The sequence below is a fragment of the Paenibacillus sp. CB74 genome (assembly GCF_055687625.1).
The window spans coordinates 2,578,805-2,601,033 of sequence record NZ_CM146009.1 but is presented as its reverse complement, the minus strand read 5'-3'; the positions used below and the strand labels follow the sequence as shown (position 1 = coordinate 2,601,033).

Sequence of the window (22,229 nt, the reverse complement as noted above, 5' to 3'; positions counted from 1 at the left end):
GGTGCTATAATGGGGTCATTAATTACAGGGGAGCGAGCACATAAGAATGAAGAAGCCAAACTGGAAGCGTTGGTTGCCACAGCGGCTCAGATACCGTCTGTTTGGTGCATTTGTGGTGTTGATTCTCTTGCCGTTCAGTGCATTGAATGTCTACAATTATCAGCAGATTGAATCCCTGGTTGAGCAGAAAATCAGTGAACAGAGCCATGAGCAGCTGGTGCAGATGTACCGCTCTCTGGAGGATCAGATGAGCATTGCGTTCAAAACGCTCATTTTTCTGGAACAGGATTCTGCGGTAAGAAGTGTGCTAACTTCCCCGGACAGTCGTACGCCGCTGGAGAACAAGTCACTGGTGGAAGAAAAGTTCAAGATGATTAACAACAGTTTCTTTCTATATAATCCCTCGGTGTACTTCACTCTGCTGGATTTTTATGATAGCGTTTACACTTCGTATTTGCCAAAAACAGCACTGGCTTATGGCCCTTATCTGGAGCAATTCCGCGAACGTCTTGGAGAAATATCCATTCCAAAAGGGGGTAAAGAATCGCACCCGCTTCAACCGGAAGAACTTTTCTATCGCTGGGATGCCCGGGATACCAATCCTGTGCTCCGGGAGTTATCCTCCAGCCCGTATCTGTTGTCGCTGTATTCCTATATGAAAGATAGCGGTGGGAAACGGTACGGATTGGCTCGGATAAGCATTGATTACTCGTACTGGTTCCAAACGATGTTGAAAGATTCACAAACTAATCAGGAGTATTATCTTATTACAGGAAGTGGAGAGACCATAGCCAGATCATCCAAAACAGCGGCGCTGTCCCCGGAAGTTACACGTGAAATAGCTCTGCATCCGGCACAGGCTTATCTGACTGATCCAGCCTCGGATACGCTGATTAACTACGTGTACATTGAATCACTGGACTGGTATATAGTGAATCGCATTCCGCTGTCCATTCTGTTTACAGAGATATCTGAGCTTAAACAGCGTTACTTTCTGACCTTTTTTGGCTTCACAGGCGCATTTGTAGTGATGGCCTTTATGATCTCGGCTACATTTACGCGCCCCTTGTCGCACTTACAGAATAAGATGAGAGAGGTTGTCCGCAAAAACCTCAAGATTCGTATTCCCGAAGGCCGCAGTCGTGGGGAAGTACTGGAGCTGACGCGTACCTTCAATACGATGCTGGATGATGCCAATCAGATGATTAACAGACTTAAGGCAGAAGAACGCCAGAAGGAAGCGGTACATTTTCACATGCTCCTCGCCCAGATGAATCCGCACTTTCTCTTGAATACATTGAATACAATGAAATGGAGTGCGATACGCAGCGGGAATGAGGAGATCTCCGAGATGTGTGTTTCCTTGGGCAAACTACTGGAGGTCAGCCTGAATTCACAGGTCGAATTGGTATACCTGAAGGACGAGATTGAACTGGTTCAAGCTTACCTTCATATCCAGCGGATTCGATACCGCGATAGCTTTGAGGTGACTTGTGACTTTGACGACAAGCTGGAGTATGCGCTGGTACCCAAGCTGAGCTTGCAGCCCCTTGTGGAGAATGCCATTCATCATGGTGTGGGACCAATGGAGCAACTTGGACAGATTCGCATCGGGATATATAGGCAAGACACAGGAATGCTGATGCTGGAGGTAGCAGACAACGGAATTGGTATGGAGGAATCCCGGCGTCAGCAGACAACCCGCACGCGTCCGGGGATTGGTCTGTCCAACCTCAGGGAACGATTGCGATTACTGTTCAAAGGCCAAAGTGAACTTGAAGTGATCGATACCAAGCCGGGGACGTTGGTCAGGTTCAGCATTCCTTTTTTATTGTCGACACCTTATGTACAGAAGCGATCAGACTAGCGCACTGGGGAGGGGAATCTGGCATGTGGAAGGTATTACTTGTAGAGGATGAGGTATTTGTACGAGAGTCGGTGCGAGAGATTATTTCCTGGGAAGAGCTGGGCTTCACGGTCATCGGAGAATCCGGTAATGGAACCGAAGCGCTTGCCATGATCCTACAGGATGCACCTGATCTTGTACTGACCGATATTGTGATGCCGGGTATGGATGGTCTGGAATTACTCAAACAGACGCGTCAGGCCGGGTTAAAAACCAAGTTTGTGATGCTCACCTGTATGGGGGAGTTTGAGTATGTACGCCGTGCAATGGAGTACGGGGCTTCGAATTATATTCTGAAGCTGTCGATGAGTGTGAATTCGTTGCGTGATACACTCCGTAAGGTAAGTGCGGAACTGGGAGCCTCAGCTGAAGCCCGGACAGAGACAACGCATCATGAAGAGCCATCATCCACACCAGTTCTAACATCTACGCCTGCATCGACTGATTCGCTAACCGTCTCTTCCGCGCCGCCGTCTGCAATCGATCTTCCATTTACACCTGTGCGTGAGCCGGTTGTGAAGCATCCGGAGATTAGCAAAATAATTGAGTATATCGGGCAGCATTACGATCAGGACATTACCGTCAAATCCATGTCGCGTTACGTGATGATGGGGGAGAATTATGTGAGTGCTTTGTTCAAAAAGAAAACTGGCCATACCCTGATTCATTATCTGCATGGGGTACGGATGGAGAAAGCGGCGGAATACTTGCGTGAGACAGACCTTCCGGTACAGGAAATTGGTTACCGGGTAGGGTTCGGAAGCGATAATTATTTTATCAAAATATTCAAGCGTTGGACCGGTTGCACGCCCAGTCAGTATCGCCATCGCTCGTGACTCACAGGATGAATAGAAGGAATATTTGTACTCGAGTGTTTAGATAAGGTAGGATAAATCCGTATTTTTGTTCCATTCGAATCATGGATATGTATCTTATGAACCCAGCAAGGTCCCTGCTACGATGTTATGGAAGGTATCACTTCAATTCAGGGAGGTCATGTGACCAGATGAGAATCAAAAAAGGATTAACAGGGTTCATCGTTGGTGTGCTGATGCTGGGCTTGCTTGCTGGCTGTGTTGGTAAAAATGAGACGAACGGTGGAGATAACGGGGGTGGAGCAGCAGCAGGAAAAGTGAAGCTTACCATGTGGGGCGCAGTGCCGCCGGAGAATGGTCCGCAGGAAGTTGTGGATACCTGGAATGCAGAGCATCCTGACATTCAGGTGGAATATGTGCGGTTTGTGAATGACGACGACGGTAATCTGAAGCTGGATACGGCACTGTCCACCGGTCAGAACGTTGACCTATATGTCAATTACACCCTGACGAATCTCGATAAACGTATTAAGGGCGGGACAGCATTGGATCTCGGTGAGTTCAAGGACTACAACATTGACGAGAAAATGGGAGAAGACGCGGCTTCGTGGAAAGTAGACGGTAAATATTACGGTATGCCAACCAAGAAAAATGCGGCCTTTTTCGCCTTAAATATGAAAGCGCTTGATCAAGCTGGACTGAGCGTACCCACAGCCTGGACTTGGGATGAAGCCCGAGAATATGCACTCAAGCTGAAGAATGTCGGTTTCAAGTACGGTTTGGTACAGCATACCGCTTCCTATGTGGACCCGCTCGATTCTGTACTGGTCAAGAACGGTTATGTTAAGGCGGACGGAACTTCCAATCTCGACGATCCGCTTGTTACCAAATGGCTGGAGACTTTGAATGGAATGATGAAGGAGGATGCAACTACACCTCCACTCGGCGAACAGCTGACTTCCAAAATGCCCGTGGAGAACATGTTCCTTGGTGGTGAGTCCGCCATGATTAACATTGGGGAGTGGCTGATTCGCACGTCGAACAACATGACCGAGTTTCCACGTGATTGGAAAATCGCCTTTGCTCCGGTACCGAGACTGGTTGCACAGGAAGCAGATATGGTGAAGAGTGGAGGGCTTGGTGACTTTATCGCGATCAATTCCAAGTCGAAAAATAAAGAAGCCGCATGGGAGTTCCTGAAATGGTACGCCGATGGTGGAATGATGCCGATGGCTGCCGGTGGACGTCTGCCGTCCTCGAATGCGGTTGATCAACAGACGGCTATCGATCATCTGCTCGGTGATTATGCCGATTCTTATGACAAAGAGTCACTGGAGTTTGTGTTGTACGGTGACAAGACCCCTACATTTGTCCGCAGCATTGCGCAAGAGGTAGTCGATCTGCGTGCACAGGAGTATGAAAAGTTCTTCCTTGGTAACCAGACTGCTGAAGTTACGGTACAGAACATGGTCAAACGCCATAATGACTGGCTGAAGCAGAATCAATAAAAGGCAAAAGCAATGAGTCCGAAGGCCGTCCCCAATGGGGCGGTTTTTTTCTTTTCTATATAAGCACTGGACGAATAGATGAATAGACCCAAAAGAGCATTAGAGGTATGACATGAGCCAGGGCTATCCGGACTAAAGGAATAGAACAATTCCATGTTATTTTCATCTCGAAGGTCACTGCCAAAATACATAGTTCTGTGATACCAGGAAAGAGGTTATGTTCCTTAAAAGTGAAAGGACATCTTGTTATGCTTATTTCAGAACAGATGTTAAGGAGTGGGGGAGCGTATGCATAAATCCTGGATGAAACGGCAGAGCAGGCTCGGGTATTTGTTTATTGGGCCCAATATGATTGGTGTGCTGTTGTTTTTTATTATACCGGCTGTCTATTCATTCTATCTCATGTTCACCGATTACAAATTCATGAGCCCGGAGACACATTTTGTGGGGCTGGACAATATCCGCCGTATGTTCAATGATGATCTGTTTGGGGTAGCGCTGCGAAATACATTTGTATTTCTGTTAGCGGTTCCAATATCAATGGGGTTGGCATTCATCGTGGCTGTAGCATTGAACAAGTCGGTGTACTGGCAAAAAACACTGCGTGCCCTCTATTTCATGCCCTATATCACTAGCGGCGTTGCGATTGCCTTTGTCTGGATGCTGCTGTTCCAGCCAACGTCGGGACCGATTAACGGTTTTTTGCGGGGGATCGGTATTACAAATCCACCTGGCTGGTTATCGACAACTGAATGGTCCATGTATGCGATTGATATCATCTGGATCTGGTTCATGCTGGGGTACAACATGATTATTTATTTAGCAGCTCTGCAGGAGATCCCGGAGGAATTAGTTGAGGCTGCTAAGATTGATGGAGCCCGCCCTTGGCAGACCATTCGTCAAGTGATCTGGCCGCTTGTGAGCCCAACGACCTTTTTACTGCTGATAACAGGACTGATTATGACGATCAAAAACTTTGGCATTATTCAGGCGATTACTCAGGGTGGGCCGGGAAACAGTACAACAGTGTTGTCGCTTTTTATCTACCAGAATGCCTTCCGCTATTACGAGATGGGATACGCTGCTGCCATTAGCTGGGCGCTCTTTGCCATCATCATGGTCTTCACAGTATTGCAGTGGGTTGGACAGAAACGTTGGGTTCACTATTAAGGAGGGAAGGGATCGTTATGGAGAAATCAATTGCCGCAAACGCGAGGCCCACAGCTCCGCATGCACCTAAAGGTAAATTCCGCATGGAGTCCTTAACCCAGATTCGAAGAATCATACTGACACTTCTGATGTCCGGGTTTGCTTTGCTGATGATTATGCCGTTCATCTGGATGATTAGCACGTCGTTCAAATCTCCTGCGGACGTATTCACCTATCCCATCCAATGGATACCCTCCAGCCTGAACTGGGAGCATCACATTAAGGTCTGGAGCGGAGCGGATACCTTTGCTACGTATTATCTGAACTCGTTGAAAATATCACTAATTAGCACGATCGGAGCTGTATTTCTATCGGCGTTTGCAGCTTATGGCTTCGCAAGAATTCAATTCAAAGGACGGGAGACACTGTTCCTCATCTATCTCTCAATGATGATGGTGCCCCCGCAGGTGCTCTTTGTGCCCAAGTTCCTCATGTTCGAATGGGTCGGCATCTATAATACGCATTGGGCCCTGATCCTGCCTGGAATGTTCACGATCTTTGGGGTGTTTATGCTTCGGCAATTCTTCCTGTCGGTGCCATCAGAGATTTCGGAAGCGGCATTCATCGACGGTGCTGGACACTTGCGTATATTCTTCAGGCTGATTCTGCCCTTGGCGAAGCCAGCGCTGGCTACACTTGCGATCATTGATTTCTCCTGGCACTGGAATGACTATGAGAATGCGCTTGTGTTTCTCATCGACAAAGACCTGTATACCGTGCCGCTTGGTCTGCAGAACTTTATTCTGGAGAACAACGTGGATTACAACGGCATGATGGCCGCTGCCACGGCAGGTATTATACCGATGATTATCGTCTTTTTGGTAGGCCAGCATTACATTATTCAAGGCGTGGCTGGAAGTGCCGTGAAGGGCTGAAGCTGTTACCAATGTTCAATGTGTTCTCTTAATATAACCCTTTTGCTGAACGAAGTGATCTTCGCGGCGGAAGGGTTTTCTGTCGAAAGGGAGAATAACGATCTTTCCGCAATACAATAGTTCAAACTTCGTATATAATTAACAATGAACTATGATGCTGAATGACTACATAACTATCGCGAGGTGCACTAGACTTATGCCAACCATCTACGACTTTACCGTAACCAGAACCAGTGGAGAGCGTTTCCCACTCTATCAATATGAAGGAAAACCTGTCCTCATCGTAAACACGGCAAGTAAATGTAAATATACGCACCAGTTTGATGACATGCAGAAGCTGTATGATCAGTACAAGGATCAAGGACTTCAGATTATTGGTTTCCCATGCAACCAGTTTGCAGAGCAAGAGCCTGGAAGCAGTTCGGAAGCAGAATCCTTCTGCCAGATTAACTATGGTGTGAAATTTCCGATGTTCTCCAAATTGGACGTGAATGGAGAAGCGGCGCATCCGCTCTACGACTTTTTGAAAAGATCTGGACCTTTTGCTGGCTTTGATGAAAACGATATTCAGGCCAAACTATTGAAATTGATGGTGGCTGATAAAGCGCCAGAATGGTTACATGGAGATGCAATCAAATGGAATTTCACGAAATTCCTGATTGATGCAGAAGGTCGTGTGGTTAGACGCTTCGAACCGATCGACTCCATTGACGAGATTCAAGAGAGTATTAAACAGCTTCTATAATTTCACTTTGATATCTCATACAGGGGCATGACAAGAATCGTTTCCCTCTTCCGAACAGGAGGTGCATGAATATGCCGAGCATGATGCAATTTAGTGCTTCACTGGAGTATAGTTATCGTTCCACCAGTGTATATAATCCGGGCAAGTCAGATGGATTCCATTCACATCCACATTATGAGATTTATTATTTTCATGATGGAGAATGTACTTACATTATAGGAGACCGGGTATACAACCTGAAGCCAGGTGATCTGGTGTTAATGCACGGCTTGACGCTTCATCGACCACATCCGAAGCCTGGCAGTACTTATGAGCGAAGCACATTGCATTTTGATCCGTCTGCCATACGAAGTAGTCTGCATACTGACCGCATAGTTGAGGTCCTGAGGCCATTTGAAGAACTCAGAAATTGCCGGGTCAATCTGACGGGGGATAGCCGTTCTGAATTTGAAGCTCTATTGCATGATCTTCATCGTCTGTCTCAGAGTCAGAGCCATTTCAGACAAGAGCGCATGAATGTCAGACTGTGTGATCTGTTATATTTTGTAGCAGAGATCTGCCAGGGTGATGTCGAAGAACAACTTCCCTCATCGGAGAAGGAGCGGCATGTCCAGCATATTATTCGTTATGTCGATACACATTATATGAAGGATATTGGTCTGGATGATTTGGCACTGGAATTACATCTTTCCAAGCCATATCTGGCAGGCATGTTTAAGGAAATGACAGGTTTGACGGTATTCAAATACCTGTATGACCGTCGTATCAATCAGGCCAAGCTTTTGTTTCAGTTCCAACCAGAGATCACGGTGACGGAAGCTAGTCGATTGTCCGGTTTCAAACGACTTTCGCATTTTAGCCGGATGTTCAAACAAAGTGTGGGATGTTCGCCTGATCTGTACCGTACCCAATTGCATCGTCAATCATAGAAGTCTTCTGTAAGCTGACCAGCTTGTCTGGTTGGCTTTTTTTGTTGATTTTCGTTCGCGGAATGCGTATCACTGTGTTTAGAGCACACGCAGAACAGGTAAAGAAAGGTAATGAAACCACAGGAGGCGATTATGAATGAAACAGCGCACACCGGATCAGAATAACAATGATACCCGTCAGGAACAATCCCATGACAATCCTGAACAATATAAGACAGAGCACGAAAGTCTGCTTGACCGTTATGAAGAAGAACAGACTGTAGATCCAATTCCGATGGAAGATCTGAATATGGAGGCTCAGGAAGAGAAGAACAAGGATCAGACAAAAAGCAACTCGTCGACCGAAGAGAAATACCGGGCGGATTATCGCAAAAAAGGCGAGTGAAGCATAACGTTAATAGCTGTTTGAGGAAAAAATGGTGAAGTATTTTCAGTGAACGTATATTTGGTGAAAATAAATTAGTTTGTTGACTAATGTATGTTACTATATTATAGTTACTATGTTGGCAAATGAAAAAAATTTGGGAGGCGAATAAGAATGACTACTTTTTTTGATGCGTTGAAAAACAGAAGATCTTATTACGGAATCAGCAAGGAATCTACAATTTCGGATGCTAAAATCCAGGAAATCGTAGAAGAAGCAGTGAAGTATACACCAACTTCCTTTAACTCACAAACATCCCGTGCGGTTGTACTGCTCGGCGAACAACATGATAAATTGTGGAATCACACAGAAGAAATTTTGCGTGAAGTGGTAGGTAATGAAGAAGCTTTCAAATCCACAGCAGAGAAAATGACTGGATTCCGCAGCGGATATGGTACGGTTCTCTTCTTCGAAGATAACAATGCGATCGCACAGCTTCAACAGAATTTTGCAGCTTATGCAGATAACTTCCCGATCTGGGCGAACCAATCCAACGGTATGTTGCAACTGGTAATCTGGACGGCTCTGGAACAAGAAGGTCTGGGTGCATCTTTGCAGCACTACAATCCGTTGATTGACGAAAAAGTGAAGCAAGAGTGGAACATTCCTGAGAACTGGAGATTGATCGCTCAGATGCCATTTGGTAAACCAACGGCAGCACCGGGTGAGAAACAATTCCAACCGATTGAAGAGCGCGTAAAAGTACACAAGTAAATCAATTTCATAATACCTTTAGCTGCTTCAATCAAGGTTAGATATAGATCAAAATGTTTCAATTTGTCTATATCTAGTTACATAAATTCATTTTAATGAGTTATGAAATTGATTTAAGTAAGCTTCGCATTTCCCAACATTTAACCACATACGGCCTCGCTTCAATTTGATACGATGTTAGTTGATCGTAATCCAATGAAGCGAGGCTTTTTGATGTGAATAATAGATTAATAGACATGACGAATCAACGTGTGTGGAAGATAGCTGTATGTGGGTTATTAACACTTGGGTCGGTGGCTGGGTACAGTTCTGGCGTTCAGGCTGCAGCCGTGCAGCAACAGTTTCAGGATACCCGTACGAGTTATGCCAAGGATGCCATTACACATTTGGTGAACAAAGGCATTGCTGCCGATACGTCAGAGACTACATTTGAACCGAAGAAAGCCGTTACTCGTGCAGAATTTGCGACGTTTGCGGTGAGATTGCTAGGTTTGAAGCCCGTTAAAAATAATATCAATCCTTATCAGGATATTAGCATAAATGCCTGGTATTACGGCAACGTTGCTGCCATGACGAATCTTTTCATTCTGGAGGGAAAGGGTCAGGGAACGTTCCAGCCTAATGCGTCCATTACGCGCGAAGAAGCGGCTGCTCTTCTTGTTCGGATGTTAAAACAACAGCCCGTAGAGACGTCACTTTTATCTTCAACGTATTTCGACGCAGCGGATATCTCGGACTGGGCACGTCCTTATGTGCAGACGGTGTATCAACTTGGATTGATGCGGGGAAGTGGAGGCATGTTCCGACCGCATGATCAAGTAACGCGCGAAGAAGCTGCGGTCATGCTTGATGCGATCTTACAAAAGAAAACATGGTCTGAACAGTTACAGCGTGGAGATGAACTCGGCGTTCAGTTGGGCTGGCAATATAATTCCACTACCGCTGAATTCAAGAAGCAGGTGGAACAGTCTGAAGTGAATACGCTCGTCCCACGCTGGTTTTTCCTGAATAGCAGTATGAAAGTAACGGATCACACGGACCCTGCATTGATCTCCTGGGCATCCGCCACAAACAGGCAGTTATGGCCATTGCTTGGGAATCGTTCTGATTCGGCACTTACCCATCAGATGTTATCCAGCTCAACGAACCGAGCGGCAGTGATCTCACAGGTAGCTGCTTATGTCAAAACCTATAAACTGGACGGCATTAATGTGGACTTCGAGAATGTTGATCCTGCGGATCGTGAAGGGTTAACGGCATTTGTGACCTCCTTGACGGCTACGTTGCACGCACTGGGTGCAGTGGTGTCTGTGGATGTATCACCGGATCTGGGTACAGATTGGACGGAGGCATTTGATTATGCCAAACTGGGCGCTGTATCGGATTATATGGTGCTAATGGGATACGAGGAACACTGGAACGGTGATCCGATAGCAGGATCTGTGGCGTCTCTTCCATGGGTGGAAAAGGCACTGGATACTATGCTCTCCGAGGTGGTACGTGCCAAAACCATTTTGGCCCTTCCGTTGTACACACGAGACTGGTCTTCAGTGAACCCGGCAACCAGTTCTTGGGACATTACATTGTCAGAACAGGGAACGCGCGCGCATGCCACAGGATCTGTAAGACGATGGGATGCAAGTCTGGTTCAATATATGATTGGGTACAACAGCAACGGAATGCCAAGATATATATGGGCAGAGGACAGTCGTTCTTTATCTGCCAAAGTGTTGATGAGTGAACAACGTCAGATTGCCGGTCTGGCTTACTGGTATATGGGCGGCGAAACAGCCGATGTATGGAACGCCATTTCGAATGCTTCGCGATTTGAATCATATAACTTCTGACCATTATGAATTGCATAGACTCAAACGAACCGTGATACAGGCGGATGGTTTGGGTCTGTTTGTTTTGGTATAAAATAAGCAATATGAGGAATCGTTTAGGCTTGGCTGAACGGTTTAATGTATATAAGGACAAAATATAGATATATTGAACTAAACATTTATACAAAACGGAGAGGACAGAACGAAGCTGAAGAAGCGAAGCGTGCGCCTAAAGCTTTCTGAAAGAAAGCTGCATCGAAAGCATACGCTTATCACCGGATTTAACCTTTGTAAAAGATAAAAAAAATCTGGGGATAACAGCGATCGGAAGGTTGTTCTGTCATCGGAGTAACCAGTGTAAATACCTGTTAGTTCAATATATATAGTTCAGGAGGAGAAGGAGCATGCGAGAGGTTGATTGCATAATTGTAGGTGGAGGGCTCGCAGGGCTTCAGGCAGCCATTCAGCTTGGGCGTTATTCAGCTCATCAGGTGTTGGTCATCGACGCGGGAGAAGGCAGATCAACCCTGTGTCGGACGTACCATAATATCCTGGGTTTCCCCGATGGGATATCCGGTGAAGAGCTCAGAGCCCGAGGCAGAATGCAGGCAGAGCGGACAGGTGTATCTTTTGAGAAAGATCGTATTGTGCAAGCAGGCCGTCATGGAGAGAAGATTCAATTGTTAGGTACATCCGGCGTTGAATATAGGAGCAAAACGGTGTTATTGGCAACGGGGCTATCGGATCGAGTTCCGGATATTCCGGGATTAACCCCGACCCTTGGCCGAACAGTCTATGTCTGCCCCGATTGTGATGGTTATGAGATTCAGGATCAACGTACGGTGCTATTGGGGTCTGGTGAAGCAGGTGCCCATATGGCGATGATCTTAATTCAGCGTACAAATGATCTGTTATATATCAATCATGAGCAGACCGCCATATCTGCTGAGCTTCATCGCAGCATGAAAGAGGCGGGCGTTCGTTATCTGGAAGCGGCTGTTCAGGAAGTGCAACAGATTGAGGATGGTCATATCACTGGTGTTCTGACCGAAGATGGACAGATCTTTGAGTCTGAGCGAGGCTTTATCGCTTTTGGAGGCAATCGGGTACACTATGAACTGGCGGAGCAGCTTGGAGCTGTGATCGCAGATAATAAACATGTAGAAGCTGATCCGCGCAGCTTGCAGGCAGCGACGAATGTGTGGATAGCCGGGGATCTGGGACTGCACGCAGAACAAGCAACCGTTGCGATGGGTGAGGGTTCCATTGCCGCGATCTGGATTCATAAGGCGTTACAGCAGATGGCAAACGATTAAATGTGGATTTCATTATCAAAATAAAATTTCAGTTTGAACAATTAGAACATCATTTTTCCATGACCCAAAAAGACCTCCCAAGCCATGAATAGGCGGGAGGTCTTTTTGGGTTAACTTCATCTGGAAAAAGGACAATCATTTATCCGATGAATCTGTTGACTTGGAAGAAGCCTTCTCGTCCTTCGATTCATGGGAGAAATCCTTCCGAATGTTGTCCACGATATCGCCAACCACACCTTCGATCATGTCGGTTGGTCCGGGATTATGTTTATCTGGATGGATAACGGTATTCACGCCTGGTTCAAGTTCATCGTTTGTTTTCTCAGGTTTGGTTTTATCACGCATGGGAAATCCCTCCTGGTTCGATATTATATAAGGTGTAAGGTGTTCTTTAACATATCCAAACACCGTTACACATATGTAAACGATTAACCGCTGTAGTTCTTTTGAAACGCGTACTTGCTCTTATCATAGAAGATATATACAAAAGTGAACGTGCTGATTAAACTTCTGCAATACGTTTATATTATAGATAACCAGTTGATTATAGAGTCTAAAGGTTAAAACCAATAAACAACTAATATACAGGAGGTTATTCAGATGAATGAACAAAATCATGTAATCCATAAAGATGGTCAGGTTTCAACAGACAAGGTGGACAATGCAATCGAAAAGATTGCACCGGAAGAGAGAGAACAGATTTTACAGAACTTTGATGCATTCAAAGAATATCTGGGTAAACGAATTGCGATGGGCGAGTCTATCGGATTAAGTGAAGAACAGATGGCTAAAATTGCCCAGAAAGTAGCTGACCATCTGGCTGCGAACGAAGAGCCTCGTAACCGTGAAGAAAAGTTGCTTCAGGAACTCTGGAATGTCGGCAAGGAAGATGAACGTCACATGCTGGCTCATATGCTCGTTCGTTTGGCGCAAGACTCCACAACCAATCATTAAGATGAATATACATGCTTCAGCATATTCATGAATAAACATAAGAATCTTGTACTAGTCAAGAACCCCTGAATGACGAGACTTCAGGGGTTCTTATCTTTTTCGGAAACTGCAGACAGGAGTAATGACGTTCATTGTAACTATTTTTAATCTGGCTGATACTTTTATATTCGCTGTTCCAAGTATGATAGGAAAAGAGAGAATGTTGGAATTAATAGTTCACTTGAGCGTTTGATAAGGAAGACTTCCGGTTAAGGAATAGTAACGTTCATATTAAGGAGAGATGTTACCTATGAAGAACGCGGCAAAACAATGGAAACTACGAATGATCGGTGCAGTTGTTGCTTTACTTGGCATGATTGTGCTGACTACATATTTGCTTACCCCTGCGAATGCTCAAGAAAGTGCAGATGCCCAACAGCCTTCTGACAAAGAAGCACAGGTTGCGAACTCAGAGATGTTTACAGCCTATGTTGAAGGTATGCACATGGAAAACGGCAAATTGTTTATGACAGTGGACAAGATTGGCTGGTATCAGGGTGAAGAAGCTGATGCGATTTTTGCACAGCGCAATCCGGAAGCGGGTATAGATGGTGCTCCTGATGGTTACTATATTGTTAATGATAGCAAAGAGCAGGAACAGGTTGAGGTTAGTGCCAATGCTGAAGTGTTGATGCAGTTGTATGATCGAGACGGTACGATGCAGGGCGCAGACATTCAATGGAATGAACCTGTGACATTATCCAAGTTCGAATCGTTGTATGAGAATACCCGTATTCTTGACCTGTCCGTATTCCCATATCATCTGACGGTGCAGGACGGAAAAGTGACCAAAATTGTACAGCAGTACATCCCATAAAATGAGAAGAAATTCATCATTCAAGCATTCCTCCGGTTCATTGGAACGGTGAGGGATGCTTTTTGGTTATGACAAATTCATGAAAGCGATTGTAATTAATGGTAGGTACATGTATCATTATTGGAATGGCGTTTTTACATAGTTCAGGAGGAGCCTCATGCTTAAAGACATGATTGCATTAACTAAACCCGGACTTCTACGGCTAAATGTGTTTGCGGTGGCGGTAGGGTTCTGGGTAGCTTCAAAATGGGATATCGCATGGTTATCTCTGCTCTTGGTCGTGATTGGATCAACCTTGGTTATTGCTTCAGCTTGTGTAATCAACAATTATTGGGACCGTGAATTGGACCAAAAGATGGAACGCACCAAAAAAAGGATGGATTACATTAACCATCTGAAGCCAGGTTTTGTACTTGGGTATGGCCTTGTCCTTGGTGTTGTTGGACTAGCAGTGCTGTATCTCCTGGTGAATCCGTTATCAGGCTGGATGGCATTGCTTGGATGGTTCGCTTACATCGTGATTTACACGATGTGGTTGAAACGCAGTTCAACGTGGAGCACGTCGCTCGGCGGAATTGCGGGAGCGATGCCGCCTGTCATTGGTTATACATCTGTAACCAATGAAATTGATGCGGGAGCCTGGTTACTGTTCGCGCTATTGTTCCTCTGGCAACCACCACATTTCTGGTCATTGGGTATTCGCCGGGTAGAGGAATATCGTGCTGCGGGGTTCCCCTTGTTGCCTGTCGTTAAAGGGGTGAAACGCACCAAGTTTCAGATGATTCCTTATGTTTTTCTGCTGCTTCCTGCTGTGTTCCTGTTGTATTACTACGACTATGTTGGTCTGGTATTTCTGATTGTATCTCTGCTCGGTGGACTGATCTGGTTCGTGCATACACTTAGCGGACTGAAGACACAGGATGACGAGAAGTGGGCAAAAGTAAACTTTCTGATCTCGGTGAACTATCTCATGCTTGTATTTATTGTGATGGTCGCGAATACGACATGGTCATAATCAGGTGTTGAACAGAACGTTTTGAGAAAAATTTCACCTCAAACTATATAAATTGAACTGAATCTGGTTGTTCTGTCATCGGAGTGTCCAGCGGAAATATGCTTTAGTTCATTTTATATAACAGCCTTCACCGGATGAAAAAGCACACGATGGAATAGAGTTTGGACAACCTTCAGTTGTTGAAACATATTCTTAAGTGTGCTTTTTTGGTATAATAAAACAATTGAATCATATATGTGGAAATTATAATGCAAGATGGGAAGTGACATCATGAGTGATTTGGAGCAAGCCGTACGATGGAGGCAAGATGGCAAAGTGCAGGAAGCGATTGAGCTTCTGCAAGAGATTACAGGGCAGGAACCCGAGAATGCAAATGTTTGGTATCAGTTGGCTTGGGCACATGATTCACTTGGGTTAGAGCGAGAAGCTGTCCCGCATTATGAGAAGTCACTGAGTCTTGGGCTTTCTGGTGAGGATAGAGCGGGTGCAATACTCGGACTAGGCAGTACATACAGAACGCTTGGACAATACGAGCAGGCAAAGGCTTGGTTTGAAAAAGGGCTGAAAGAATTCCCGGCGTACCGGGAATTTGAGGTGTTCTATGCGATGGTGCTCTACAATCTGGGTGAACATGCAGAAGCGATGCAAAGATTGCTCGTGCAACTTGCAGATACATCTAGTGATAAGAGAATCAATGACTATAACCGAGCAATCCGTTACTACGCAGATCAGCTGGATCGGGTGTGGGAATAGATCGAATACGCAGAGAAGGAGATGGATGAATATGAACTCCAATCAAGATCTGAAACAGGTACATGAAAGGTTAGATCAAATTGAGCAGAAGCTGGATCACCTGGAAGGCAGCCAGCAGAACAAACGCTCACCTGGCGTACGCTTCCTGAGTGGCTTTGGCATCACGATTGTGGTGATATTTGTACTGCTACTAATCCTCGGTGTTATCCAATTTGTGAGTAATGGATAGGAGCAATTGATTTTAACGAAAAACGTAATGATTTTCTGAATGTACTACTTACATAGTCGTACCGAGCCATAGCTGCACCTCTTCAATGAAACGCCGCGTAGCTGGTGATAGATTGCCCAAAGCGGGGCAGGCCATGCCGATCGTGCGGTACGGATCTCCTGCGAGCGGCACGAGTGCGAGCGCATCAGTATGATTTTGTAGTACCATTTCCGGCAGTAAGCTGATGCCTAGACCATTACGGACCATCGCCATGATGGCTTGATCTTCTGCGACTTCATAGACAACATTGAGTTTGGCTGCATGCTGCCGGATCAGTCGTTCAATCTCGTTATCCCCGCCCCACTTGGGCAGAATAAAGGGTTGCTCCAGCAGAACATCAAACGAAACAGACTCCTCTGAGGCGAGAGGATGATCGAGAGGCAGGATGCACATCATCCTGTCTTTTTGTAATGGGATCGTCTCAAAAGGGGAGGAATCGCCAAGGGACAGGAATCCAAGGTCGATGGCACCTCCAGCCAGCCAACCCTCAATATCAGCATAATCGCCCTCCCACAGCTTGATCTCAATTCCTGGATGACGCAGGCGAAATTGTTTCAGGATGCCTGGCAACCATTGCGTGGAGACACTTGCGAAGGTGCCGATCCGCACGGTACCAATCTCGGCGCCGCGAATGAGGGATATCTCCTGGTTCATCAGTTCCGTCCAGCGCAGAATCTCACGTGTATATCCCAGAATGCGTTCACCTTCAGCGGTAACCCGTACGCCGGAGCGGCCGCGATGGAGGAGTGAAAAACCACATTCAGTCTCGAGACTTGCGATGGCATGGCTGACTGCGGATTGGGTGACATTCAGCGCTTCTGCTGCTTTGGTGAGACTGCCATATTCCACGACGGTATTCAATATTTCATATTTGATGAGTGACATGAATAGTTCCGTTCCTTCCCATTTTCGATACATGAGTTTATTTCATATAATCTATTATAAATATTCATTTTTATAATGCAAAGAGATCGTATATACTTGCCAAGGCGAGTTAGTTTGACGCACGATCACACAGCTCAGAATACATAGAATGAAGGTTGAAGCAAGATGAATGGTGTACAGGTTAATCAAGGTCAGGCAACGAGAAGAGCGGACATCCAGATGCTGCTCGCAACGGTCATTTGGGGATCATCCTATCTGTTTATGAAATCGGGCCTGGAGTCCATGCAAGAACTGAATCTGGTCGCATTCCGTTTTGGAATTGCCTTTATTGCGGCAGGGCTTCTGTTTCATCGGCGGTTGTATAATATGAATCGTGGCACACTTGTGGCAGGGGCCGTTATGGGGACAGCGTTATTCGCTGCATTTGTATTTATCACCTATGGTGTGCAACGAACAACAACATCCCAAGCGGGATTCTTGATAAGTTTGGCCGTTATTTTTGTACCGATCCTGACAACGATCCAGCATCGCCGTATGCCGGACAAACGATTGACGCTCAGCATCCTCGTGGCAGTTACCGGGCTTGGCTTGCTGACGCTTCAACATGAGCTGAGTCTGCACACGGGAGATATTCTGTGTATACTTGCAGCACTGGTGTATGCCATCTATATTATGATTGCTGGCAAGTACACACCGAAGCATGATCCGTTAACGTTGGGAACCGTCCAATTGGGCGTTGCAGCGATGTGGGGAATTGCAGCTACATTCATGCTGGAGACGCCACGTATGCCCGATACGGCTGAATCCTGGGCAGCGATTCTCGGCTTAGGTGTATTATGTAGTGGCTTGGGGTATATTTTGCAGACGCTCGCACAGCGTCATGCTTCACCGACAAGAACAAGTCTGATTTTTTCACTCGAACCACTGTTCGCAGCGGCCTTTGCATTTACCTTTCAAGGAGAATCGTTAACGTTGCAAGGATATGCAGGAGCAGCGCTGATGTTGGTCGGTGTTCTGATCACAGAGATCAAACTTCCACAGCCTATCTTCTGGCGCCGAAAACGCCCGGTTTTACAGTCGGAACTCGGTGATCAGGGAGCACCAGGCATATAATTAAGGGACAAGGTTCTTTCTTCATCTTCTACAGAAGGTGGGGAGAGGGCTTTTTTTGGTTATATCGTTCACGTTGCGTAAGAGATAATTGACGACCTAACAAAAAACAGAATAACATAACCTTGTTTTGTTGATTTTTGTTTTTTATGCTACACTGAATGAAAATTAGGAAAAACGGGTGAGTAGTATGGCCAAAAGAGTAACGATGCAGCAAATTGCGGATGCTGCGGGGGTGTCCAAATTTGCAGTCTCCCGTGCGCTGACGGGCAAGCCTGGTGTGAGTGAGCATACACGCGAGATGATCGTCAGAACGGCAGGTCAGCTCGGGTATTTCAGAACTGAACCGAAGCGTTATGCGCTGGAGACACAGATGTCATTGGAGATGAAGCCAGAAGCGAAGCGGCAAGGCACCATATTGATTTTGTTTCCTAACATTCGTTCTCAGAATCGATCCTCCTTGTACTGGGGGCCTGTGTTTGACGGCATTTCTGAGAGGTTGAATGAGAAGGGAATGGATATTTTAACACTGACGGAACCCTCTTCAGATCGAATGTTCTCGGTTCTTAATCCCGAAGCAATCAGTGGAGTCATTACCGTGGGCACCATCTCGACATCGGTATTGCTGGAAATTTACAGACTGCGTATTCCACTGGTCATGGTAGATCATGAAGACCCCGCCGTATACGCAGACTCGGTTTTTACGGACAATATGAAATGTATGAAAGAACTCGTTCTCATGCTTGTTGGAAAAGGGTACAGAAGGTTCCAGTTTGCCGGGCAACTGCCCGATGCAGCAAGTTTCAGAGAACGCTGGCTTGGATATCGTACGGTGCTGGAAGAGAAGCAGGTGGCAGGGGAACAGCAAGAAGGTTTGCTGGGCGCGGAGTACGAACAGATTCGGGGCTCCATTGCCGAAATGAAGCTGGAGGACATCCCTGAAGTCATTGTGTGTGCGAATGATCATACGGCTGTTATCGTGCTTGAGGCACTCCGAAGCCGAGGCATTCAGGTTCCTGAACGCTGTGCCGTGACCGGGTTTGACAATACGCAGACAGATGAACCCATCCTTGCTTCAGTGCATATCAACAAAGAGAATCTGGGCACCAGAGCGGTAGATCAGCTGTTGTGGCGGATTCAGCATCGGGACGAACCTTATGAACGCAAGTTGATCTATTCGGAATTAATTATTCGAGATGAATATAACGCCAGTTTAGAGTGATATGGTAGGACGTATTGAGTCATTGTAAAAACAAGCATCCAGGTAAATAAGTTTAGTGAAGGGACATGGAGCATTAGAGCTTCATGTCTTTTTTGTTATGCAGAAACTATTTAACAAATTAAATAACAAAACAGATTGACTATAAGAAGCATATCATGTTAATTTTGTTTTGTAAGTTATTTGTTTTTATACTAACAAAACCTAACAAAATATTGGTTAACAACTCTAACAACAATGGAGGCTGTCATGAGCACAATACAATCACAGGTTTTTCAGAATTGGACGTTCAAGGCTTGCGAAGATCAAGAATGGATGCCGGCTCAGGTGCCCGGCTGTGTGCATACAGATTTGCTGAAGCTGGGCAAGATTCCAGATCCTTTTTATGGAACAAACGAGAAGGAAGTACAGTGGATTGATAAGATAGATTGGGAATATCAGACGGAATTTGACGTGGCCGAAGCGTTGTTCTCCCAGGAACATCTGGAACTGGTGTTTGATGGCCTGGATACATATGCGGATGTGTATGTGAATGAGGTGCATGTGTTATCCGCAGATAATATGTTCCGAGTATGGAAGGCAGATGTAAAAGCTGTATTAAAGGAGAACGGCAATAACCTTCGAATACGCTTTCGGTCGCCGATTCAGGAAGACCTGCCGAAGCTGGAGAAGCTCGGATATGCGTTGCCTGCATCCAATGATCAGTCCGATGTTGGCGGACTTGGCGATAAGAGAGTAAGTATTTTTGCCCGTAAAGCGCCGTATCACTATGGTTGGGACTGGGGTCCGCGTTTTGTAACGAGTGGGATCTGGCGTGAAGCACGCCTTGAAGGTTGGACACAGGTACGAATCAATGATGTGTATATCCAGCAAAACGAAGTAAGCGCTACCTCAGCTTCATTAACTGCTGTTGTGGAAGTCGAGACATCACAAGCGGTAGATACGATTATTCGTATCGGCGCAGATGGACAGAGATGGGAAAGATCCGTATCGCTACAACCCGGAACTCAGACTGTGGAGATTCCAATCTCCATTGATGAACCGAAACTGTGGTGGAGCCGTGGGCTTGGTGATCCGCATCTGTATACTTTCCTTGCTGAAGTGCTTCAAGGTGAACGGGCTGTTGCTGAATCTACAGTGAAGACAGGGCTTCGTTCCATTCGTTTGGTACGTGACAAAGATGAAGCGGGAGCCTCCTTTTACTTTGAATTAAACGGCGTTGCGGTCTTTGCCAAAGGGGCAAACCATATTCCAAATGATAGTTTCATCACCGAAATTACCCGTGAACGTTATCGTCATGAGATCGTATCCGCAGCCGAGTCCAATATGAACATGCTTCGTGTGTGGGGTGGCGGGATCTATGAGCAAGATGACTTCTATGAACTGTGTGATGAATACGGCATTCTGGTATGGCAAGACTTCATGTTTGCATGCAGCATGTACCCGGGAGACGAAGCGTTCCTGAACAGTGTGAGACATGAGGCGATTGATAATGTGAAACGTCTGCGCAACCATCCAAGTATTGCACTCTGGTGTGGGAACAACGAGATTGATTCGGCTTGGGCTCACTATGTTGAGAATGGTGGCTGGGGTTGGAAAAAGGAATTTACTGCCGAGCAGCGTGAGAGCATTTGGGCCGATTACGAAGCCATCTTCCATGATCTGCTGCCAGAAGTCGTTGAAGCGTATGCTCCAGGTGTGGATTACTGGCCTTCTTCACCACTTGTATCCCTGTCAGGGGATGAGAAGCAACATGCTCACCCGTCCACAGCCGAAGGTGATATTCACTATTGGGGTGTATGGCACAATGTAGAACCGTTCGAAAACTACAACGTGCATGTGGGTCGTTTCATGAGCGAATACGGATTTCAGTCGTTCCCGGAGTACAAATCAGTCCGCACGTACGCGGAAGAAGAGGATCTGGCGCTGGAATCAGAAGTCATGCTCGCCCATCAGAAGAATGGGGCAGGCAATCGTCTGATCAAACAATACATGGATATGTACATGCATGAATCGAAGGATTTTCCATCGTTCCTGTATATGAGTCAGGTACTTCAAGCGGAAGCGATGAAGACCGCGATTGAGGCGCATCGTCGCCGTAAACCATTCTGTATGGGCACACTTTACTGGCAAATGAATGATTGTTGGCCTGTGGCTTCATGGGCAGGAATGGACTATCTTGGTCGTTGGAAAGCATTGCAATATTATGCGAAACGCAGCTTCAGCGATGTGTTGGTATCCGTAGATGGAACCAAGGAAGATACGACAGATATATATATCATCTCGGATCTACTTGAGCCAGTGAAGGGTCAATTGCAGGTTAGACTGATTGGATTCGATGGCACGGTGTATCGTGAAGAAAATCATGAAGTAACAGTGGCTTCGAACTCGGGTCAGCAGGTGTTATCCCTAAGCCAGGCTGAATGGCTGGAAGGACATGATGCAGCAACAACGTTGCTGCGGATTGATCTGAAGCAGAATGACGCAGCGGACATTGTGCAGGAGCATTACTTTGCACCATCCAAAGATCTTGCGTTGAATCCTGCACACATTAAAGTAACTGAAGTTTCGGATGAGGCTGGTGCCCATCTGGTGCTGGAAAGTGATGTGCTTGCCAAACAGGTATGGATCGCTTCAGAAGCGGAAGGTGTATTCTCGGACAACTTCTTCGATCTCATTCCTGGCATCCCGGTGAAGGTGCAGTTTACTTCCAGAGAAGGGCTGCAATCTGCCGATGCGGCTTCCAATACAGGACTCATTCAGGTTCGTTCCATGGCTGACTTTATCAAACGATAATCAGGCTAACATCAGGGCGGTTGAGATCTCTCATAAGAGGGATTTCGACCGTTTTTATTTTTACGTCATCCAGCAAAAACGGAGGTAGGCTTCAAAGATGATGCCA

Annotated in this window: 21 protein-coding genes; 19 read left to right on the top strand and 2 right to left on the bottom strand. The window is 46.1% G+C overall.

Going from position 1 to position 22,229, the window contains the following annotated elements; genetic code table 11:
* Window positions 1–46 precede the first annotated feature (46 nt).
* The 11 genes from ACX9NY_RS11345 to ACX9NY_RS11295 all read left to right on the top strand — a co-directional run bounded on the left by ACX9NY_RS11345 (window position 47) and on the right by ACX9NY_RS11295 (window position 12,267).
* Window positions 47–1,867 carry a cache domain-containing sensor histidine kinase gene (locus ACX9NY_RS11345; protein WP_472478615.1) on the top strand — a complete coding sequence of 607 codons (1,821 nt, stop codon included), beginning with the start codon at window positions 47–49 and terminating at the stop codon, window positions 1,865–1,867.
* A gap of 23 nt (window positions 1,868–1,890) precedes the next feature.
* Window positions 1,891–2,742: a response regulator transcription factor gene (locus ACX9NY_RS11340; RefSeq protein WP_472478614.1), complete on the top strand. Its 852-nt coding sequence runs from the start codon at window positions 1,891–1,893 to the stop codon at window positions 2,740–2,742.
* A 170-nt stretch (window positions 2,743–2,912) separates the two neighbouring features.
* Entirely contained in the window at window positions 2,913–4,229 is a 1,317-nt protein-coding gene (locus ACX9NY_RS11335) for an ABC transporter substrate-binding protein (protein ID WP_472478613.1), read from the top strand.
* Between the two features lie 288 nt (window positions 4,230–4,517).
* Window positions 4,518–5,399 (top strand): carbohydrate ABC transporter permease, encoded by an 882-nt coding sequence (locus ACX9NY_RS11330; RefSeq protein ID WP_339241899.1) that lies wholly within the window; start codon window positions 4,518–4,520, stop codon window positions 5,397–5,399.
* A 17-nt stretch (window positions 5,400–5,416) separates the two neighbouring features.
* The gene (locus ACX9NY_RS11325; protein ID WP_472478612.1) at window positions 5,417–6,313 is read left to right on the top strand and encodes a carbohydrate ABC transporter permease; all 897 of its coding nucleotides are present in this window, start codon (window positions 5,417–5,419) and stop codon (window positions 6,311–6,313) included.
* Between the two features lie 196 nt (window positions 6,314–6,509).
* A complete protein-coding gene (locus tag ACX9NY_RS11320) occupies window positions 6,510–7,058 on the top strand; it encodes a glutathione peroxidase (RefSeq protein ID WP_342572690.1) in 549 nt (182 codons plus the stop codon).
* A gap of 71 nt (window positions 7,059–7,129) precedes the next feature.
* Window positions 7,130–7,987 carry an AraC family transcriptional regulator gene (locus ACX9NY_RS11315; RefSeq protein WP_472478611.1) on the top strand — a complete coding sequence of 286 codons (858 nt, stop codon included), beginning with the start codon at window positions 7,130–7,132 and terminating at the stop codon, window positions 7,985–7,987.
* 136 nt (window positions 7,988–8,123) lie between these two features.
* Window positions 8,124–8,372, top strand: a complete 249-nt coding sequence (locus ACX9NY_RS11310) for a hypothetical protein (RefSeq protein ID WP_339260642.1) — start codon at window positions 8,124–8,126, stop codon at window positions 8,370–8,372.
* A gap of 153 nt (window positions 8,373–8,525) precedes the next feature.
* A complete protein-coding gene (locus ACX9NY_RS11305) occupies window positions 8,526–9,125 on the top strand; it encodes a nitroreductase family protein (RefSeq protein ID WP_339241906.1) in 600 nt (199 codons plus the stop codon).
* A 215-nt stretch (window positions 9,126–9,340) separates the two neighbouring features.
* Entirely contained in the window at window positions 9,341–10,972 is a 1,632-nt protein-coding gene (locus ACX9NY_RS11300) for an S-layer homology domain-containing protein (protein ID WP_472478610.1), read from the top strand.
* Window positions 10,973–11,355: 383 nt separating this feature from the next.
* Window positions 11,356–12,267 carry an NAD(P)/FAD-dependent oxidoreductase gene (locus ACX9NY_RS11295; protein ID WP_339241910.1) on the top strand — a complete coding sequence of 304 codons (912 nt, stop codon included), beginning with the start codon at window positions 11,356–11,358 and terminating at the stop codon, window positions 12,265–12,267.
* Window positions 12,268–12,402: 135 nt separating this feature from the next.
* On the opposite strand, the gene ACX9NY_RS11290 is transcribed toward ACX9NY_RS11295, so the two are convergent.
* Window positions 12,403–12,612, bottom strand: coding sequence for a hypothetical protein (locus ACX9NY_RS11290; RefSeq protein WP_339241912.1), 210 nt, complete (start codon window positions 12,610–12,612; stop codon window positions 12,403–12,405).
* A 255-nt stretch (window positions 12,613–12,867) separates the two neighbouring features.
* On the opposite strand from ACX9NY_RS11290, the gene ACX9NY_RS11285 reads away from it, so the two are divergent.
* From ACX9NY_RS11285 to ACX9NY_RS11265, 5 genes are all read left to right on the top strand, one after another.
* On the top strand, window positions 12,868–13,221 hold the full coding sequence (locus ACX9NY_RS11285) for a DUF3243 domain-containing protein (protein ID WP_310334611.1): 354 nt from the start codon (window positions 12,868–12,870) through the stop codon (window positions 13,219–13,221).
* Between the two features lie 289 nt (window positions 13,222–13,510).
* Window positions 13,511–14,077 carry a hypothetical protein gene (locus tag ACX9NY_RS11280; protein WP_339260649.1) on the top strand — a complete coding sequence of 189 codons (567 nt, stop codon included), beginning with the start codon at window positions 13,511–13,513 and terminating at the stop codon, window positions 14,075–14,077.
* Window positions 14,078–14,234: 157 nt separating this feature from the next.
* The gene (gene cyoE / locus ACX9NY_RS11275; RefSeq protein WP_339260651.1) at window positions 14,235–15,092 is read left to right on the top strand and encodes a heme o synthase; all 858 of its coding nucleotides are present in this window, start codon (window positions 14,235–14,237) and stop codon (window positions 15,090–15,092) included.
* A 270-nt stretch (window positions 15,093–15,362) separates the two neighbouring features.
* The gene (locus ACX9NY_RS11270) at window positions 15,363–15,845 is read left to right on the top strand and encodes a tetratricopeptide repeat protein (RefSeq protein ID WP_472478609.1); all 483 of its coding nucleotides are present in this window, start codon (window positions 15,363–15,365) and stop codon (window positions 15,843–15,845) included.
* A 31-nt stretch (window positions 15,846–15,876) separates the two neighbouring features.
* Window positions 15,877–16,074, top strand: a complete 198-nt coding sequence (locus ACX9NY_RS11265; protein ID WP_339241922.1) for a hypothetical protein — start codon at window positions 15,877–15,879, stop codon at window positions 16,072–16,074.
* A gap of 48 nt (window positions 16,075–16,122) precedes the next feature.
* Here ACX9NY_RS11265 and ACX9NY_RS11260 read toward each other — a convergent pair whose 3' ends face one another.
* Window positions 16,123–17,031: a LysR family transcriptional regulator gene (locus tag ACX9NY_RS11260; RefSeq protein WP_472478608.1), complete on the bottom strand. Its 909-nt coding sequence runs from the start codon at window positions 17,029–17,031 to the stop codon at window positions 16,123–16,125.
* A 132-nt stretch (window positions 17,032–17,163) separates the two neighbouring features.
* Here ACX9NY_RS11260 and ACX9NY_RS11255 point away from each other — a divergent pair, with 132 nt between their 5' ends.
* From ACX9NY_RS11255 to ACX9NY_RS11245, 3 genes are all read left to right on the top strand, one after another.
* Window positions 17,164–18,111 carry a DMT family transporter gene (locus tag ACX9NY_RS11255; protein ID WP_472478607.1) on the top strand — a complete coding sequence of 316 codons (948 nt, stop codon included), beginning with the start codon at window positions 17,164–17,166 and terminating at the stop codon, window positions 18,109–18,111.
* Window positions 18,112–18,298: 187 nt separating this feature from the next.
* On the top strand, window positions 18,299–19,330 hold the full coding sequence (locus tag ACX9NY_RS11250; protein ID WP_339302835.1) for a LacI family DNA-binding transcriptional regulator: 1,032 nt from the start codon (window positions 18,299–18,301) through the stop codon (window positions 19,328–19,330).
* Between the two features lie 246 nt (window positions 19,331–19,576).
* The gene (locus ACX9NY_RS11245; protein ID WP_339241930.1) at window positions 19,577–22,123 is read left to right on the top strand and encodes a beta-mannosidase; all 2,547 of its coding nucleotides are present in this window, start codon (window positions 19,577–19,579) and stop codon (window positions 22,121–22,123) included.
* The last annotated feature ends 106 nt before the right edge of the window (window positions 22,124–22,229 follow it).

Coding starts and splice junctions, on each gene's coding strand:
- ACX9NY_RS11345 (WP_472478615.1), top strand. CDS start 47: ATGAAGAAGCCAAACTGGAAGCGTTGGTTGCCACAGCGGCTCAGATAC.
- ACX9NY_RS11340 (WP_472478614.1), top strand. CDS start 1,891: ATGTGGAAGGTATTACTTGTAGAGGATGAGGTATTTGTACGAGAGTCG.
- ACX9NY_RS11335 (WP_472478613.1), top strand. CDS start 2,913: ATGAGAATCAAAAAAGGATTAACAGGGTTCATCGTTGGTGTGCTGATG.
- ACX9NY_RS11330 (WP_339241899.1), top strand. CDS start 4,518: ATGCATAAATCCTGGATGAAACGGCAGAGCAGGCTCGGGTATTTGTTT.
- ACX9NY_RS11325 (WP_472478612.1), top strand. CDS start 5,417: ATGGAGAAATCAATTGCCGCAAACGCGAGGCCCACAGCTCCGCATGCA.
- ACX9NY_RS11320 (WP_342572690.1), top strand. CDS start 6,510: ATGCCAACCATCTACGACTTTACCGTAACCAGAACCAGTGGAGAGCGT.
- ACX9NY_RS11315 (WP_472478611.1), top strand. CDS start 7,130: ATGCCGAGCATGATGCAATTTAGTGCTTCACTGGAGTATAGTTATCGT.
- ACX9NY_RS11310 (WP_339260642.1), top strand. CDS start 8,124: ATGAAACAGCGCACACCGGATCAGAATAACAATGATACCCGTCAGGAA.
- ACX9NY_RS11305 (WP_339241906.1), top strand. CDS start 8,526: ATGACTACTTTTTTTGATGCGTTGAAAAACAGAAGATCTTATTACGGA.
- ACX9NY_RS11295 (WP_339241910.1), top strand. CDS start 11,356: ATGCGAGAGGTTGATTGCATAATTGTAGGTGGAGGGCTCGCAGGGCTT.
- ACX9NY_RS11290 (WP_339241912.1), bottom strand. CDS start 12,612: ATGCGTGATAAAACCAAACCTGAGAAAACAAACGATGAACTTGAACCA.
- ACX9NY_RS11285 (WP_310334611.1), top strand. CDS start 12,868: ATGAATGAACAAAATCATGTAATCCATAAAGATGGTCAGGTTTCAACA.
- ACX9NY_RS11280 (WP_339260649.1), top strand. CDS start 13,511: ATGAAGAACGCGGCAAAACAATGGAAACTACGAATGATCGGTGCAGTT.
- cyoE (WP_339260651.1), top strand. CDS start 14,235: ATGCTTAAAGACATGATTGCATTAACTAAACCCGGACTTCTACGGCTA.
- ACX9NY_RS11270 (WP_472478609.1), top strand. CDS start 15,363: ATGAGTGATTTGGAGCAAGCCGTACGATGGAGGCAAGATGGCAAAGTG.
- ACX9NY_RS11265 (WP_339241922.1), top strand. CDS start 15,877: ATGAACTCCAATCAAGATCTGAAACAGGTACATGAAAGGTTAGATCAA.
- ACX9NY_RS11260 (WP_472478608.1), bottom strand. CDS start 17,031: ATGTATCGAAAATGGGAAGGAACGGAACTATTCATGTCACTCATCAAA.
- ACX9NY_RS11255 (WP_472478607.1), top strand. CDS start 17,164: ATGAATGGTGTACAGGTTAATCAAGGTCAGGCAACGAGAAGAGCGGAC.
- ACX9NY_RS11250 (WP_339302835.1), top strand. CDS start 18,299: ATGGCCAAAAGAGTAACGATGCAGCAAATTGCGGATGCTGCGGGGGTG.
- ACX9NY_RS11245 (WP_339241930.1), top strand. CDS start 19,577: ATGAGCACAATACAATCACAGGTTTTTCAGAATTGGACGTTCAAGGCT.